The sequence below is a fragment of the Solwaraspora sp. WMMD1047 genome (assembly GCF_029626155.1).
Classification (GTDB): domain Bacteria; phylum Actinomycetota; class Actinomycetes; order Mycobacteriales; family Micromonosporaceae; genus WMMD1047.
Window position 1 is genome coordinate 3,641,961 of record NZ_JARUBL010000001.1, and the last position, 15,644, is coordinate 3,657,604.

The 15,644-nt window shown below is 70.9% G+C and carries 12 protein-coding genes and 2 pseudogenes; 5 read left to right on the forward strand and 9 right to left on the reverse strand.

Features of this window, described 5'->3' with window-relative positions; all coding sequences use genetic code 11:
- The first annotated feature begins 1 nt into the window (after position 1).
- Positions 2-763, forward strand: coding sequence for a cyclase family protein (locus O7627_RS16485; protein ID WP_278094402.1), 762 nt, complete (start codon positions 2-4; stop codon positions 761-763).
- Here O7627_RS16485 and O7627_RS16490 read toward each other — a convergent pair.
- Both O7627_RS16490 and O7627_RS16495 read right to left on the reverse strand, forming a co-directional pair.
- Entirely contained in the window at positions 714-1,457 is a 744-nt protein-coding gene (locus O7627_RS16490) for a histone deacetylase (protein ID WP_278094403.1), read from the reverse strand. The two genes, O7627_RS16485 and O7627_RS16490, sit on opposite strands and share 50 nt — an antisense overlap.
- A complete protein-coding gene (locus O7627_RS16495) occupies positions 1,454-2,527 on the reverse strand; it encodes a nitroreductase family protein (RefSeq protein WP_278094404.1) in 1,074 nt (357 codons plus the stop codon). The genes O7627_RS16490 and O7627_RS16495 overlap by 4 nt, the downstream gene beginning before the upstream one ends.
- A 182-nt stretch (positions 2,528-2,709) precedes the next feature.
- Here O7627_RS16495 and O7627_RS16500 point away from each other — a divergent pair, with 182 nt between their 5' ends.
- Positions 2,710-3,177 (forward strand): Crp/Fnr family transcriptional regulator, encoded by a 468-nt coding sequence (locus O7627_RS16500; protein ID WP_278094405.1) that lies wholly within the window; start codon positions 2,710-2,712, stop codon positions 3,175-3,177.
- Here the strand turns inward: O7627_RS16500 and O7627_RS16505 are convergent.
- From O7627_RS16505 to O7627_RS16535, 7 genes and pseudogenes are all read right to left on the reverse strand, one after another.
- Positions 3,174-6,326: a DUF87 domain-containing protein gene (locus tag O7627_RS16505; protein WP_278094406.1), complete on the reverse strand. Its 3,153-nt coding sequence runs from the start codon at positions 6,324-6,326 to the stop codon at positions 3,174-3,176. The two genes, O7627_RS16500 and O7627_RS16505, sit on opposite strands and share 4 nt — an antisense overlap.
- A complete protein-coding gene (locus tag O7627_RS16510) occupies positions 6,326-6,991 on the reverse strand; it encodes a hypothetical protein (RefSeq protein ID WP_278094407.1) in 666 nt (221 codons plus the stop codon). The genes O7627_RS16505 and O7627_RS16510 overlap by 1 nt, the downstream gene beginning before the upstream one ends.
- Entirely contained in the window at positions 6,991-8,073 is a 1,083-nt protein-coding gene (locus O7627_RS16515; RefSeq protein ID WP_278094408.1) for a DUF559 domain-containing protein, read from the reverse strand. Before O7627_RS16515 ends, O7627_RS16510 begins: the two co-directional genes overlap by 1 nt.
- A gap of 263 nt (positions 8,074-8,336) precedes the next feature.
- Positions 8,337-8,750 (reverse strand): annotated as a pseudogene (locus O7627_RS16520) (cellulose binding domain-containing protein); the annotation flags it as partial.
- Positions 8,751-8,810: 60 nt separating this feature from the next.
- Positions 8,811-10,448 (reverse strand): annotated as a pseudogene (locus tag O7627_RS16525) (CotH kinase family protein); the annotation flags it as partial.
- Between the two features lie 72 nt (positions 10,449-10,520).
- Entirely contained in the window at positions 10,521-11,321 is an 801-nt protein-coding gene (locus tag O7627_RS16530; RefSeq protein ID WP_278094409.1) for a polyphosphate polymerase domain-containing protein, read from the reverse strand.
- Between the two features lie 23 nt (positions 11,322-11,344).
- Positions 11,345-11,950 (reverse strand): DUF4956 domain-containing protein, encoded by a 606-nt coding sequence (locus O7627_RS16535; protein WP_278094410.1) that lies wholly within the window; start codon positions 11,948-11,950, stop codon positions 11,345-11,347.
- 490 nt (positions 11,951-12,440) lie between these two features.
- On the opposite strand from O7627_RS16535, the gene O7627_RS16540 reads away from it, so the two are divergent.
- The 3 genes from O7627_RS16540 (at position 12,441) to O7627_RS16550 (ending at position 15,623) form a co-directional block, all read left to right on the forward strand.
- Complete coding sequence (locus tag O7627_RS16540; protein WP_278094411.1) at positions 12,441-13,727, forward strand: glycine betaine/L-proline ABC transporter ATP-binding protein; 1,287 nt, start codon at positions 12,441-12,443, stop codon at positions 13,725-13,727.
- Between the two features lie 5 nt (positions 13,728-13,732).
- The gene (locus O7627_RS16545) at positions 13,733-14,611 is read left to right on the forward strand and encodes a proline/glycine betaine ABC transporter permease (protein ID WP_347404712.1); all 879 of its coding nucleotides are present in this window, start codon (positions 13,733-13,735) and stop codon (positions 14,609-14,611) included.
- A 112-nt stretch (positions 14,612-14,723) separates the two neighbouring features.
- Positions 14,724-15,623 (forward strand): glycine betaine ABC transporter substrate-binding protein, encoded by a 900-nt coding sequence (locus O7627_RS16550; RefSeq protein ID WP_347404713.1) that lies wholly within the window; start codon positions 14,724-14,726, stop codon positions 15,621-15,623.
- Positions 15,624-15,644: the final 21 nt, after the last annotated feature.

The following is a 15,644-nucleotide window of genomic DNA, read 5'->3' on the forward strand; positions in this document are numbered from 1 at the left end:
CATGTCGGTGCTCGCGGGATTCGTCGCGGCGCTCGCCGACGGCGACCTCGAACTCGTCGACCTGACCGCGCCGCTCTCCGCCGACACCCCGGTTCTGCGCCTGCCCGACCAGTTCGGTCAGGCGCACCGGTTCAGCCTCTCCGAGATCAGCCGCTACGACGAACGCGGGCCGGCCTGGTACTGGAACAACATCGCGACCAGCGAGCACACCGGCACCCACCTGGACGCGCCGGTGCACTGGGTCACCGGTCGGACCGGCGGCGACGTCGCGGAGATCCCGGTACGCCGGCTGGTCCGCCCCGCCGCGGTCCTCGACCTCTCCGCCGAGGCGGCCGCCGATCCCGATTTCCTGCTGCAGACCGGGCATGTCCAGGGCTGGATCGACCGGCACGGCCCGCTGCCGGCCGGCGGCTGGCTGCTCTACCGCACCGGCTGGGACGCCCGGTCCGGCGACGAGGAGCAGTTCCTCAACGGCGGGCGGACGCCGGGCATCGCACCGGAGTGCGCCCGCTGGCTCGCCGAACAGACCCCGATCCTCGGCGTCGGGGTGGAGACCGTCGGCACCGACGCGGGCGCGGCGCACGGCTTCGACCCGCCGTTCCCCTGTCACCACGAACTGCTCGGCCGGGGCCGGTACGGGCTGACCCAGCTGCGGAACCTGGCGCACCTGCCACCGACCGGGTCGGTGCTGATCGTCGCCCCACTGCCGATCGTCAACGGCTCCGGCAGTCCCTGCCGGGTGTTGGCCCTGGTGCCGCGCTGACCTCGGCCAGCGCCAGCAGGTCGGCCCGCCGCCACCGGCCGGCGATTCCCGGGCGGCCGGCGAGGTAGTCGGCGATCCGTCCCGCGTCCCATCCGTGCCCCAGGCGTAGTCCACTGGCGATCGTCGCCAGGTAGGCCGGCGCTGGCGGGGCCGGGTCCACCTCACCGGCCCGCCAGGGCGCGGTGAAGGTCAGCACCGGATGCCCGTCGGACCATCCCCCGCAGACGATGGTCTCGTAGCGGCCGGGGCCGGTGCTGGCCCTTCCCACGGCGACGGCCGTCGCGACCAGGTCCAGTGGGGCGCCCGGCTGCCGATACATCTCCTGGGCCGCGATGTCGGCGAACTGCGCCGCCGTCACCAGATAGCCCCGGGCCGCCGCCTCCCCGGGTAGCAGCGGGTCGTAGAAGGCCATCCCGCCGGTCCAGGTGCGGGACTCCAACGCGAAGTAGATCCCGCCCGGCAGGGTCAGCGGCCGGCTGCGGCGGGGCGGGCTGACGTCGCGGCAGCCGGGGTAGTGGCGGCTCGCTCCCGACGGCCGGCCGCCGGACAGGTAGCAGGCGAACCGGGCGTCGTCCATGTTCGACCCGTAGGCGGCGTACCAGACCGGGTCGAGTCCGGCCGCGCCCTGGCCGGCCGGACTCGCCACCGGCCGGCCGGTCGGGTCACTCGTCGCCGCCGGGCCGCCGCTGGTCATGAGCCATCATGACCAGCCCAGCGGGGATCTGCCACCGAGCCGGGCAACGCCGGCGGGATCAGCACCTCGGCCAGCGGCCGGCGGGGCGCCGCCGCGCTGGGCGGCCCGTACCCGAGACGGATGATCGCCTGGGCCGCCTGGCCGGCCGGGCCGTCGAGTTGGGTGCGCAGCGTCGGCGTCTCCAGCGGTTGGGTGAGCAGGGTGCTGGCCAACCCGCGTACGGTCGCGGTGAGCAGCACCCGCTGCAGCGCCTGACCGGCCCGCAGCCAGTCCCTCGGCCGATCGCCGCAGGTGCGCAGGACCGCCACCGTCGGCTCCGGCTCGAACTGCCGGACTCCCCGACGAGGGGTCGGCTGCAGCAGGCCGAAGTCGCGTACCGGCACCGACCGCACGGCGGGCCAGGGCCCGAACGCGGCCACCGGCACCCCGTCGCGCCGGCCCGGCCAGGCCCGGGTCCAGCGGTCCAGCTCGAGCCAGTAGTCCGGTTCGGCGCGGCAGCGCCGGTCGCCCCGCTCGACGATCGCCAGCAGCCGGTCCCGGCCGGCCGGCGGCGGCACCGTCAGGATCGCCCCCTCGGCGCGGGCGGCGGCCGCCAACTCGTCCACCACCTGGCCCGGTACCGGTACCTCCCGGAACGGGCGGCGGTTGCTGCGCCGACGCGGGATGGCCCGGTGCAGCAGGCGTACGGTGTCGTCGCCGGCGGTCCGCGGGCCCAGCGTCAGCCGGGCCAGCAGGTCGGGGCGTCCGGGATCGGGCAGCAGGGTGAGCAGCGGCAGGCGGCCGTGGGCCAGCACCGCCACCCGCAGGTTGAGCACCGCCGCACCGACGCTGATGACCAGTTCGCGGTCCTGCGGATCGGTCAGCGGCAGTCGCCGGGTCCGGTCGGCGTACACGTCGATCCCGCCGGGATGCAGCGCGAACCGCCATGGTTGGCTGTTGTGCTTCGACGGCGCGGCCACCGCCGCCAGCAGACAGTCGGCGAGGAGCTGGCCGGGCGACCCGTCCGGGTGGACCCGCCAGTCCGGCCCGGGGCCGTCGGTGAGCTGTCGCGGGGAGAGTTGCGTTGTCACGATCCACCTCCGTACGCCGAGCCTTGCCATGACCTCATCCGACCGCGCGGCGGCGGTCGGCACCAGAGGCTTGCAACCGTCGCGGACGGGACCTTCGACCCTGCCGGGGCCGGCCGGGTCGCGGTTGTCTGGAGGTGACGTTCCGGCGGCCGCGCGGAACCCGACCATCCGGGAGGCGGCACATGATCAGGACCATCGACCTGCTCACCGACCATCCCTTCCTGGCCGGTCTGCCGCAGCCGTGGTTGGAACGGTTGTCGTTCCAGTCGCATCCGGTGGTCCGCAACGGCGGGCAGCGGTTGTTCCACGAGGGCAGCCGGGCGGACCGGTTCTGGCTGTTGCGCTCCGGCCGGATCTCGCTCGACTTCCACGTCGCCGGTCGGGGCGACATCGCGATCGACACCGTCGAGGCGGGTAGCGTCCTCGGCTGGTCGTGGCTGTATCCGCCGTACCGGTGGCGGTTCGGGGCGGTGGCGGTCGAGCAGACCCTGGCCATCGAGTGCGACGGTCCCGGGGTGCGCCGGCTGCTCGCCGACGACCCGGCCTTCGGCCATGAGCTCACCGGCCGGTTCATGGGCGTCGTGGTGGGCCGGCTGCAGGCGACCCGGGTACGCCTGAGTGAGTTGTACGGCTATCCGGCGTCGGCCTAGCGCCCCGGGGCGATTCGGGACCGGTCGAGCACCTCCTCCGTGGTGAGCGGACTCCTCGGGTGGTGGCTGAGGCAGAGCGGGGTGCGCACCTTCTCGAAGGCGCCGCCCTCGATGGCGGCGTAGAACTGACCCGATCGCAGCCGGGAGATTTCCGGTACGTCGCCGCCCTTCGCGGCGGCCATCTCCCGAGCTGCGGCGATCTGGACCGGGGCGTTGAGCAGGCCGAAGAACTGGGTGGCGGCGTTGCCGGAGATCCGGTTGTGCAGGTTCTTCGGGGCCTGGGTGGCGAAGACCAGCCCGAGTCCGTACTTGCGGGCCTGGGCGGCCAGCATCAGCGTGCTCTGGGTGCAGGCGGTCAACGCGCCGGACGGCGCCAGGGTCTGCGCCTCGTCCATGACGAGCAGCCCGCCGAGCGGTCGGTCGCCGGCGGGATGCCGCTTGATCCAGGCGAACAGAGCCATCTGCAACTGGTTGACGAAGCTCTGCCGCTGGTCCTCGGAGGGGAGCCCGATGAAGCTGATCACCGAGACCCGGGCCCTCTTGCCGCGCGGCGGGGTCAGCAGCACACCGGGATCGGCCGGCGTTCCGGAACCGCCGAAGAGCGGATCGTTGACCATCGCCGCAGTCAGGGTCTGGGCCAACTCGCCGCCGATCTTCTCGGCGTTCTCCAGGTCGCTGACCCCGGCAGGCAGCGCCGAGAGCAGCTCCACCAGACCCGTGAGCCGGTTCCCGCCCAGACGGCCGTAGTGGCGGACGGCCATCCGCAGCACCGCCAAGCCGAGATGTGCCTTGTGGGTCCGTCCATCCAGCTTCGCCCGCGGTGCGATCGACGCGACCGCCGCCTCCACCGCCTCGCCGAACTCGTCCGGGTCGTCGCGTACCCCGCTGAAGTCGGGTAGCGGCTGAAACACCAGCGGCCGGCCAGCCTCGCGTCGGGGAGTCCAGACGACCACGTCGGTGTGGGCCAGGTAATCGGCGGCCAGGCCGGCATCCCCCGGCCACCAGCCGTCCGGCGGCGCCGGCCAAGGGTCACCGAGCCGGGCCAGGTCGTTGTTGGGGTCCAGCACGATGGCGGAGACGCCCCGCAGCGCGCACTCCTCAACCAGTCTGCGGATCAGCACCGTCTTGCCCGAACCGGATCCGGCAAAGATCGCGGTGTGCTTCCGCAGCGCCTCCAGGTCGAGCCCGACCGGATCACCGCCGTCGAACGGGAACCCGATCCGTACCTGCTCGCCGGCATCGGCCGGCGGTCCGATCCGCCGCCGCACGGCGGGCGGTGCGCTGGCCCCGGCATCGGCGGTACGGCTCGTACCGGCGGCGTGGCTCGTACCGGCGGCGTCGCCGTCGACCAGCGGGAGGGTCTCGCGGAAGATCGCGAGCCCGCTCGCCGGCTGCCGGTCCAACAGCCATGCCTGCAGCCCGGGCGGCTTCTCGGTCAGCAGGCCCCGCAGCGCGCCCAGGATCCGTATCTCCTGGTGGCCGAGGCTCCGCACGACACCGCCCCGGCTGGCGAAGTCGGCGAGGGCCGCCTGGGTCTTCGGCCCGTCGGACCAGGCCGCCGTTCGCAGGACGATCAACCGCCGATCCGGTACGCCGTCGGCGAGACCGGCCGCCGTCGACGCCTTGCGCAGCCGGTTGAGGGCCGCGATCGCGTTCCGCGACGCGATCGCACGGAAGGCCCAGTGGGACTCGTCCTCGGTCCGCTCGTCGATGGTGCGTCGCAGCCGGGCGTGCAACGCCGGCCGGGCACTCGGCGGCGGATCCTGGGCGAAGTCCACGCCGGCCGGCCCGCGTTCGACGATCCACGCCGTCAGCCCGGCCGAGAGCAACGGGGGCAACGCCGCGTCCTCGGTCTCCTCGGCCAGCGGGTTCGCGACGTCGGCCATCGACAACTCGGTGAACCTGGCGTCGATGATTCCGAGCTGATCGACCTCGGCTGGTGGTCCCGACGACGCCGGTTCGGCCCTCGGCGTCCGGTCGAACCGGGACAGTTCGCGGACCTGGTCGTCAAGGACACAAGCCTGCACGTGTCGGTCGATCAGGATCAGCAGCTGGCGCGGGGTGAACCCGGGTGCCGCGTCGAACGCGGCCGGCGTAACCGGCCAGCTCGGGTACGGTGGCCGGAAGCCGATCCGTTCGAAGTACGGAGCGAACCTCCGTTCGACCAACGCCCGCCCGACGGCAGGGGACGGGATCGTCTTGAGCTGGCTCGCCTCGCGAAACCGGTCCTGCACGGTGTCGGTGGCCCGATCCTTGATCAGCTGCCAGGAGTCCGGCAGGCAGGCGACCAGGGCCAGTGTCCGTCGGGTCCGCTCCCGTACCGCCATCAGCCCACCGGCGATCCGTTCCAGCACCGCGTCCGGGGCCTGGTCGTCCGGACCGCCGGCCAACGACTTCACCGACTGGGCGATCAGGGCGTCGATCTGGTCCACGGCGATCACGGTGGGGCCGGTGAGCGCGAGCAGCCAGGACAGGTCGCGGACGATCAGCTCGGGCACCCGGGGCGAGCGCCGCATGCCCCACCGTGGGCGGTCACCATAGTCGTCGTCGGCGGATTGCAGATACGTCTCGCCGATCTCCCGCAGTTGCGGCACGGGCGACGCGAGCAGCGCGAGCGCGCGGGCGGTCTCCTGGCATTCCCGCCCCACCAGCTCGTCGAGGTCGCGCAGGTGCTCGACGAAGCGGTCCAGCGTCTCTGCGGTGAGCGTGGTCTCACCGAGTACGGCGCGACGCACCGCGCGCGGTGCGCGGACCGCCGATCCGAGCCGGCGTAGCAGGGTCCGGAGCTGGCTCTCGCCGCCGTTCACGGGCCGGGCCAGCCCTTCGTTCAGCGATCCGACGACGCTGTCCCAGAATCCCTTGGCGCTGAGCAGGCTGACCAGGAAGAAGTATCCGTCCTGGGCGTGTGCCTGTTCGCGGACCCAGCCCAGCAGGTGCGTCTTGCCGGAGCCGCGCTGACCCTGGATGACCAGCCCGATCGGGCTGGCGTCGTCGCTGGCGACCGCGTCGGTCAGGCCCTGCAGGACGGTCTGTTCGGTGCCCGGGTGCAGGCCCGGCACGTGGTACGGCGAGCGCCGCCACACGTCGTCGGGGACGGGCGCCCAGTTGAACCGGAGGGCGGCAAGTGCCTTGCGTTCGTCCTCGGTCATCACACGCCGATCGCCAGGAAGTGCTTGTCCTGGCCGCCGATCCGCACCGCCGATCCCCGGTCCTCGGCGGTGAGCGCCTTCTGGTTCGACTGGGGAACGATGTTCACGTCGGCCGCCCGTTCGAGCTGGCGCAGGGCGGCGTCCACGGCAGCCCGGGGCTGGTCGCCGAGTCGGGCCCGGAGGGTGGCCAACCCGACCCAGGCACCGGGCTCGCTCGCCAGCTCCGCGTACAGCGCTCGGAGCCGTCCCGGCAGGTCGGTGCCGTCCGCGCCGGCGGGCCGGGGTGTCTCTACCGGGTCCGGCATCGCTACCAGGTCCGGCGCGAACATCTCGGCGAGGCTCCGATCGGCGTGGGCCAGGTAGCGGTGCACGCCGGCCAGCAGTGACGTCAGCGCGGCGCCGAGTGCCCGGGCTCGGGGGCTGTCGAAGTTGAGCCCCTCCCGGCACCGCGCCCAGCCCTGTTCGCCGAGCTGGTGGACGAACATCCGGCCTTCTCGCCAGCTCTCCACGTACTTCAGCGCGTTGAGCTTCCGCCGGCTCGCGCCGTCGAGCGTCAGGCCGCCGAACCGGTCCGCGAGGTCCTTGTTGGACACCGGACGGGCCTCGGTCATCAGTACGACCAACAGCGCGCTCTCGGACGGGGTGAGGTCGGGGCTGGGGGGCATCAGGGGTTTCCTTCTGGTCGGCGGCCGCGGCGGGCCTGCGAGATGAAGCGTCCGATCTGGGCGATCACGACCGCCAGGTCGTCGCGTACCTGGTCGTTGGTGAAGCGCAGCACGGCGTACCCGTCGAGTTGCAGCCCGACGTCACGCCGACGGTCAGCGGCGAACCGCAGCGGTTCCCGGTGTTCGGCGCCGTCGATCTCCACCGCACAGCGTTCGCCCGGCCAGACCAGGTCCAGGCGCACGGGGTTGACCAGGGTCCGGGACTGGTAGGTCTGGTTCCAGGCCCGGCCGGTAGCCCACGGCTGTCGGGCGAGTGCCGATTCCAGGGCCCGTTCCGCGCTGCTGGCCGGGTGCGGTCGACCGGCCAACGGCGGGTAGTACACGGTCGGCAGGACCGGTTCGGTGGCCGATCGCGGCAGGTCGCGTTCCAGTCGGGCGACCTGGTCGGGGACCCGGACCTCGATCACCGGCAACCAGTCGACAGCTCTCAGCGGCGCGCCGACGAGCCAGACACCGAGGTCGCCACGGTGGGCCAGCCACTCGCCGGCAGCGACGAGGCTCAACTCGTCGGCGGCGGTGAGGCCGGTGGGTACCTGGACGAGTAGTCCGGCGGTCGGCCGACCGAAGCTGGCGGCGATCACGCGCGCGAGTCCGGCGGCTCGCACCTCCGTTGAGTATCGACCACCGGCCGGCGCGGTCGCCTGCCCGCCCGGGGCGCCGGTCGCCCGTAGTGAGCGCTCGGCCAGGTCGGCGAGAAATGGTCCACCCTGGCCGACGGTGGGAGCAAGCCGCCGGGCGAGCGTCCGGACGGCGGCCACGCCGGCGCCACCCGGCCCGGGGATGCCGGTCGCGGCCGGCAGCCAGGCGGGAAAGCAGTCGAGCGCTACCCGTTCCAGCTCGCGGAGGATCGTCTCGACGGTGTCGACCTGCGAGCCGATCGATCGGGGGCGGAACGTCACGGTCGCCGGCGCCGACCGGGGCAGCGGCGACAGTGTGATGCCGAGTGCGGCCGGGCTGGCGCCGGTCAGTCGGCAGACCCGTCCGATCGGCAGGTCCGCCCAGAGCCGATCCAACTGCGGCACCTCCCATCCGATCCTCTGCCCATCTCCTCGGGTGCGAATTCTCCCGAGGGGGTTGGCCGGCCCACAACCACCCGCACGGGCTCCTCTCGGTGGTTCGGTCGGTCACCCATGGCGACCACGACGACTCTGTAGGGCGTCAATCGGGACCAGGTCATCGGGGCCGGCCAGGGAGCCTGGGTCTCTGGTCAGGACGTGACCCGACCCCGCACCGCCGGTCGCGGTGCGGGGTCAGGATGGGGCCTGGTCAGGTCACTCCGGGAGGGTCACGATGCCGCGCAGGTCGGGGTGGGAGCGGTGTTGGTGCCGTTCCAGCTGCCGAGGAATCCGAAGGCGGTGCTGGCACCGGCACCCAGGGCGCCGTTGTAGGAGACGTTGCGCGCCGTGACCGTCGATCCGCTGCTGGTGACGGTCGAGTTCCAGGACTGGCTGACGGTCTGGCCGTTGGCGAAGGTCCAGGTCACGGTCCAGCCGGTGATCGCCGAGGAGCCGGCGGTGACCCGCACCTCGCCCTGGAATCCACCGGTCCACTGACTGGTGATCGCGTACGTGGCCGAGCAGGTCCGGCCCGGGTTGGGCGGGGTGGTCGGGTTCGGCGGCGGGGTCGTGGGGTTCGGCGGTGGGGTGGTCGGGTTCGGCGGGGGAGTCGTGGGGTTCGGCGGTGGGGTGGTCGGGTTCGGGGGCGGCGTGGTCGGGGTGAACGGTCCGCCCCAGGCGGTGCTGGAGTCCAGCCAGGTGGCCCGCTGGTTCAGCCAGGTGCGCATCTGCTGGACCTGGCCCTGCCAGGTGTTGGCGGTCGGGGTGATGAACGGGCCGACCATCCGGGTGGTCAGGTTCGGCCAGCGTTGGAAGTTGCGCTGCGCGGCGTTGGTCAGTGGCGCGGTCAGCGCGCTGATCCGGGCGTCCAGGGCGCTGTTGGACAGCGGTCCCCGGCGCAGCTCCTGCCAGCGGCTCTTGAGCTCGTTCACGAACGCCGGGTCGCGTAGCAGGACGGTGAACCAGTCGTTGGCGACCGGCTGCCGGGTCTGCTGGTACTGCCAGCCGGCGATCTGGTCGTTGTTGAAGAAGCCGCCCACGCCGAAGCTGAGGTCGTAGTCCCACAGCGGCCCGGCGAAGATCTTGGTGTCCCGGTCCTTGTAGAAGTAGGCGCTGCGGATGTAGGAGTCCATCTCCCGGCTCAGCTCGTTGATGATGATCTGGTCGATGAACGAGCGGGTGTCGATGTACGACCGGTAGCCGGTGTTCGGGTCGGCGTAGCCGGCTGAGTGCAGGTTGTCGTGGAACTGCTGGATGTGCTGCGTGATCCAGGCCCGCTGCTGGGCGTTCGGCGGGTCCGGGTCGACCAGTTCGAGGTAGTTCCAGCAGGTCGCGGCGGCACCCGAGCACGGCAGGATCGGCTCCTCCGCGGCCAGCCACTCGAACTTGAAGATGTAGCCGCCCTGGATGCGCGGCAGCGTGGTGTCCTCCTCGCGGAGCTGCTTGAGGTCCAACCGGTCCTTCGAGTTCTTGATGGTCTCGACGATCAGGTAGACGCCCATGTAGTCGCTCGCGCCGACCGGTGCCGAGTCGGTGTTCAGGTAGAACTCGACGAACTTCCAGCGCGGCGCCGGCATTCCCATCTCGCGGCCCAGGTCGTAGACGAACGAGTCGCGGATCAGCGACTTGTCGCTGAACGGCCCGCGCAGCACCCAGTCGGAGTCGGCCGGCATGCCGAGCACCGGGTAGTCGGCGTCGTCGCTGTCGTTGTCCCAGAACTCCAGCCGGTACGGCGTCTTCTCGAACATCGCCGACGAGTTGCCCCGCAGATGGATGCCGGACCGGGTGGCGAGCGTCGGCGCCGCGTTCAGGGTGGTGGTGCCGCCGGACGGCTCGAAGAGCATGCTGGCGGCGTCCACGTACTCCCGTCCGGGCTTGCCGGCGCCGTAGTCGTCGATCAGCAGTACTGGCAGGTCGTGGCTGGTGGTCACGGTGTTGGCGACGTAGAGCGCGGTGCCGGGTGCGCCGGTCGCGGTCCCGCCGACGAACGCCTGGGCCCGCAGCTGCGTGGTGCTGGTCAGCCGCAACGGCGTTCCGGCGTACGCGGAGGAGCTGGCGGTCGGGAGTTGGCCGTTCGTGGTGTAGCGGATCTGCGCACCGGCGACGCTGGTGCTCAGCCCGACCGTCACCGCGCTCTGGAAGGTGCCGCTGGGAACCGAGAACGTAATGTCGCCGGTCAGGTCGTCGGCCGCCGCCTGGGCAGCCGCCGACGCGGCATTCTGCGCGCCGGCCGGCTCACCGCCGCGCAACTCGACGGCGCCGACCTGCGGGGGCGGTGCCACGCCGGCGAGGAGGGCGGCCGCCGCCAGGATGCCGGCGGTCCGGACTGCCAGGTTCCGCACGATGTCTCCAATCAGGTCGAGCCCAGCCGGTGCCGATCAGCCCGGCGGTGCCAGTCAGTTCGCCGCTGCGAGTCAGCTCGCTGTTGCCAGCTCGGCGCAGGCCAGGATCGCCAGGTCGGTCGGTTGGGCGGGGACGGTGAAGTGCCGGCGTAGGGTACGGCGCCAGGGGACGGCGGGCAGGTCCGGCCGGAGCGCGGCCAGGCCGGTGGCGTACTTGGAGATCCGCACCGGCCGGTGTCCACGCTGCCACAGCAGCCGGTCGACCCGGGAGGCCACCGAGCTGGTCTTCGTCTCGATCACGGCCAGGGTGGGCAGCCGCAGGCCGGCCCGGTCGTCCTGCCAGGTCAGGTCGGTGTCGATGGTGACCCGGCTGTCGGTGGCGGGCAGATAGAGGGTGCTGCGCTGGTAGCGGGTGCGCAGGACCGGGACGAACTCCCGCTGTTCGCGCCGGCCGATCGACTCCTGGTCGAGGATGCCGTCGACGAACTCCCGGCCGGGGGCCAGCGTGGTGCCGTGCTCCGGCAGGTAGGGGAAGCGGTGCTTGACCGTGTCGCCCCGGGCTCCGGCGAGCTTCACCTCCAACCAGCACTGTGCCGAGTCGAGGTAGGTCCGGGTGCGCACCTTGAACCGGCGACGTCGCCGGTGCGCGGTGAGCAGGTAGCTGGTCATCGCCGGGGTGTCGAAGTAGATCGACTCGTAGGCGAACGACCGGATGCCGTCGATCTCCAGGATCCGAGCCTGCGGGGCGATGTCGACGAGCAACTCGGGCACCAGCGCGACCGGGAGCAGATACTTGCGGTCGAAGCGGGCCTGCAACGCGGCCCGTTCGGTCAGCTCCACCAGCCCGATCGAGTCCATGTCGGCCGTGGACATCAGGGTGGTTGTCGTCGGGGCGGTCACCGGCCTGCCCCCGCTCCGGCGGTGGCGGGCACGGCGGCGACGGTGCGGGGGTGCACCGCCGCGGCGTAGCGGACGTCGACGATGGTGGTCTCGTTGACCATGTCGAGGCGTTGCACGGTGGCCGAGTGCACGCGAGCCCCGAGCAGCTGTTCGAGCTGGGCGACGAGCCCGGTCTGATCGGTGACGGCCGAGTCGAGCACCATGATCTGGTGTCGGTACCGCCGGAACAGGCGAGGATGGTCGCCGACGAACATCACCACCAGGATCAGCCCCATCAGCGCCGCGCCCTGCCAGACCTGGGTATTGGTCAGTGCGCCGAGGATGCCCATGGCCAGCGCGGAGAAGTAGTAGGCGACCTCGTGCTGGTCCAACTCCGTGGAGCGCAGCCGGATGATCGACAGTACGCCGAACAGTGCCAGGCCCAGCCCGAGCCCGGCGCCGGCAGAGGTGGCACTCAGCGCGCTCGCCACCGCCAGCACGCCGACATTCACGCCGAGGAAGGCCACCACCAGGTCTCGTCTGCGGTGCCGGGGGAAGTACAGCCCGAAGACGAGCAGGCTGACCGCGACGATGTCGATCACGAAAAGTGCGAGTTGCGACATGGCGTGGCTTCCTCCTGGGGATCGGCCCGCTGCCAACGCAGGTGGCATGGATCGACCGATGTCGAGTGATGATCGCCGAAACTTTCGGTACCGTTACCGGAACTGTGGTTGAACGGTAGCTGAACAGATAGATATGCGTCAATAAGGACGAGGAAGCCCGCCTGCGGAAGAGGTCCGGTGCTGGGCTGGTGTCGGTGGCGTCCGCAAGGTGCCAGACGCAGATGATACTTGATCGTGATCACTGTGCGTGCGCAACGCTTCAGCGGCGCGATCGAATCGCTCCGAGTCGAGATCGGACGATCAAGGCTGAGATCAGCGCCTTTTCCTTACAGGATGCTGTCAGGTAGGGTTGGCCGCTCAAGCGCCGGTCACCGTCCGTCATCTCCGGGACCGGTCACCCCGACACCGGCGATCCCGGCCGGCCACTCGCCGGTCGATAGATGCGCTCGGTCCGCGTCGACCGAAGAACGTCGTACAGGCGTCCGTTGGATTGGAGATCGTGTCCGGAATCGTCGCAAGATCACTGTACAAGATCTATGGGAAGCGTACCGAGAAGGTCCTGGAGCTGCTCGATGGCGGCCGGGAGGATGTGCTGGCCGACATGGCCGCGACGGCCGCGGTCATCGACGTGAACTTCGAGGTCAGGCCGGGCGAGATCTTCGTCGTGATGGGCCTGTCCGGATCGGGCAAGTCCACCCTGATCAGGATGCTCAACGGCCTGCTGGCACCGACCCGGGGCACCGTCGAGGTGGACGGCGTCGACCTGACCAACCTGAAACCGGCGGCACTGCGCAAGCTGCGACGCGAGAAGATCAGCATGGTCTTCCAGCACTTCGCGCTCCTGCCACATCGCACCGTGGCGGACAACGCCGGCTACGCCCTGGAGATCGCCGGCCGGCCAGCTGCCGAACGCCGGGAGCGGGCGGTCGAGGCGCTGCGGATGGTCGGGCTGGACGACTGGGAGGACAAGCTCCCCTACGAGCTGTCCGGCGGCATGCGACAGCGGGTCGGACTGGCCCGCGCCCTGGCCGCCGGCACCGACATCATGCTGATGGACGAGGCGTTCTCCGCGCTCGACCCGCTCATCCGGCGGGAGGTGCAGGACCAGTTGCTGGAGCTGCAGGCCCAGCTCGGCAAGACGATCGTGTTCATCACCCACGACCTCAACGAGGCGATGCGGCTCGGCGACCGGATCGCGGTCATGCGCGCCGGCCGGATCGTCCAGATTGGAACCGCCGAGCAGATCCTCACCGAACCCTCCGACGACTACGTCGCCCGGTTCGTCGCCCACGTCGACCGGACCAGGATCCTCACCGCGTCGTCGGTGATGGAACGGCCCCTGGGAGTCGTCGACGTCAACGTCGGACCGCGGGTCGCGGGTCTGACGTTGCGCGACACCCAGACCTCGGCCGTCTACGTCACCGGTCGCGACAAGCGGTTCCTCGGCACGGTCACCGCCGACGCAATCCGGCAGGCGGTGAAGGACGGACGCCAGGACCTCAGCGGCATCGCCTCGACCGACAACGTACGGACGGTGGCACCGGACACACCGGTCGCCGAACTCTTCGCGCTCTGCGCCGAGAGCCCGCACCCGGTGGCGGTGGTGGACGCTGCCGGTCGGCTGGCCGGCGTGATCCCCCGGATCACCCTGCTCACCGCCCTCGGCGAAGCCGGTGGCGACGCTACCGCCGCCGCCGCCGACGGCACGGCGCCGGTAGCGGCATCGATCCCCGCGCAGCGGACTGTTACGTCGCAGCAGAAGGGGGAACGGGTATGAACACCGTGGACGGGCCTGACGACCTGCTGCTGTACATCCAGATCGGATCGGCCTTCGAGACGTTCGTGGACTGGACCACCGACAACCTGGGTCCGCTCTTCGACGGCATCGCCGGCACCGTCGAGTCCCTGGTCGGGCCGCTGGTGGACCTGCTGACCTGGCCGCCGGCGATCGTCGTCGTGCTGATCTTCGCGGGCCTGGGCTGCTGGCTCCGGGGCTGGAAGTTCGGCGTCGGCACGGCGGTCGGCCTCGGCATCGTCGCCGGCATGCCGTACTGGGACGAGACCATGGCCACACTGGCGTTGGTGCTGGTGGCCAGCGGATTGTCGTTGCTGGTGGCCGTACCGTTAGGGATCTTCATCGCGGAGAACCGACGGGCCTCGGCGGCGGTCCGTCCGGTACTGGACCTGATGCAGACCCTGCCTGCGTTCGTTTACCTGATCCCCGCGATCTTCTACTTCGGCGTCGGCACCGTGCCTGGCGTGCTGGCCACCGTCGTGTTCAGCATGCCGCCCGGGGTCCGCCTGACCGAGCTGGGCCTTCGCCAGATCGACCGTGAGGTGATCGAGGCGGGGGAGGCGTTCGGCGCCTCGCCCCGGATGATCCTGCTACGGACCAAGCTGCCGCTGGCGCTGCCGACCATCATGACCGGCGTCAACCAGGTGATCATGCTCGCGCTGTCGATGGTCGTCATCGCCGGCATGGTCGGCGCCGGTGGCCTCGGCGAGGTGATCATGACGGCGTTGGCCCGGGTTCAGGTTGGCACCGGGTTCGAGGGCGGCATCGCCGTGGTGATCCTGGCCGTGGTGCTCGACCGCCTCACCGACTCCATCGGGGCCCGGAGCGCCTCGGCGAAGGCGCAGCTCGCGATGCGGGAGTCCTGAACACCCGGTCGCACCGATCCCACGCCTTGCAGGGAGGTGACCGGTGCCGGCGCCCTGCCTCGCTACCCGCGAGTTCGCCGGTGGACGGCAACACGGAAGGAAAATCACGATGATGCGAAGCACGAAACTGCTGCGCCGGCTGGCGCTCGGAGCCGTGGCTGCTCTTGCCCTGGGCGGCGCCGCTGCCTGCGGCGACTCCGACGAGTCGGCCGACGGGGTGGAAAAGAAGATCACCATCGGCTACATGGCCTGGGACGAGGCGATCGCGGCCTCCTACCTGTGGAGCGACATCCTGGAGCGCGAGGGCTTCGAGGTCGAGCTGAAGAACGTCGAGGCGGGCGTCGTGTACCAGGGCCTGGCCACCGGCAGCATTGACCTGTTCCTGGACGGTTGGCTTCCCCAGACCCACGCCGACTACTGGGAGGAGTACGGCGACAAGCTGGAGAAGATCGGCGTCTGGTACGACAACGCGAGTCTCAGCATCGCCGTACCCAGCTACGTCAACGGGGTCGAGTCGCTGGCCGATCTCGCCGCCAACGCCGACATGTTCGGCGGCGAGATCATCGGCATCGAGCCGGGTGCCGGTCTCACCTCGGCAACCCAGGACAAGGTCATCCCGACCTACGGCCTGACCGGCAAACTCGACCTGAAGACCTCCTCCACGCCAGCGATGCTGGCCGCGCTTGACGGCGCGATCGGGGATCAGAAGCCGATCGTGGTGACCCTGTGGCACCCGCACTGGGCCTACTCGAACTACGAGCTGAAGGACCTGGCCGACCCCGAGGGCACCCTGGGGCAGGCCGAGGAGATCACCACCCTGGCCCGTAGCGGCTTCGGGGCGGACTTCCCGGCGGTCACCGAGATGCTCCAGAAGTTCAAGATGGACGACGACCAGCTCGGCTCACTCGAAGACTTGATGTTCAACGTCCACGCCGACGACGAGGAGAAGGCCGTCGACGAGTGGCTGAAGGCCAACCCGGACTACCTCGCCACGCTCGGCGGCACGGCCTGATCCACGGCCAGGTAGCCCGTC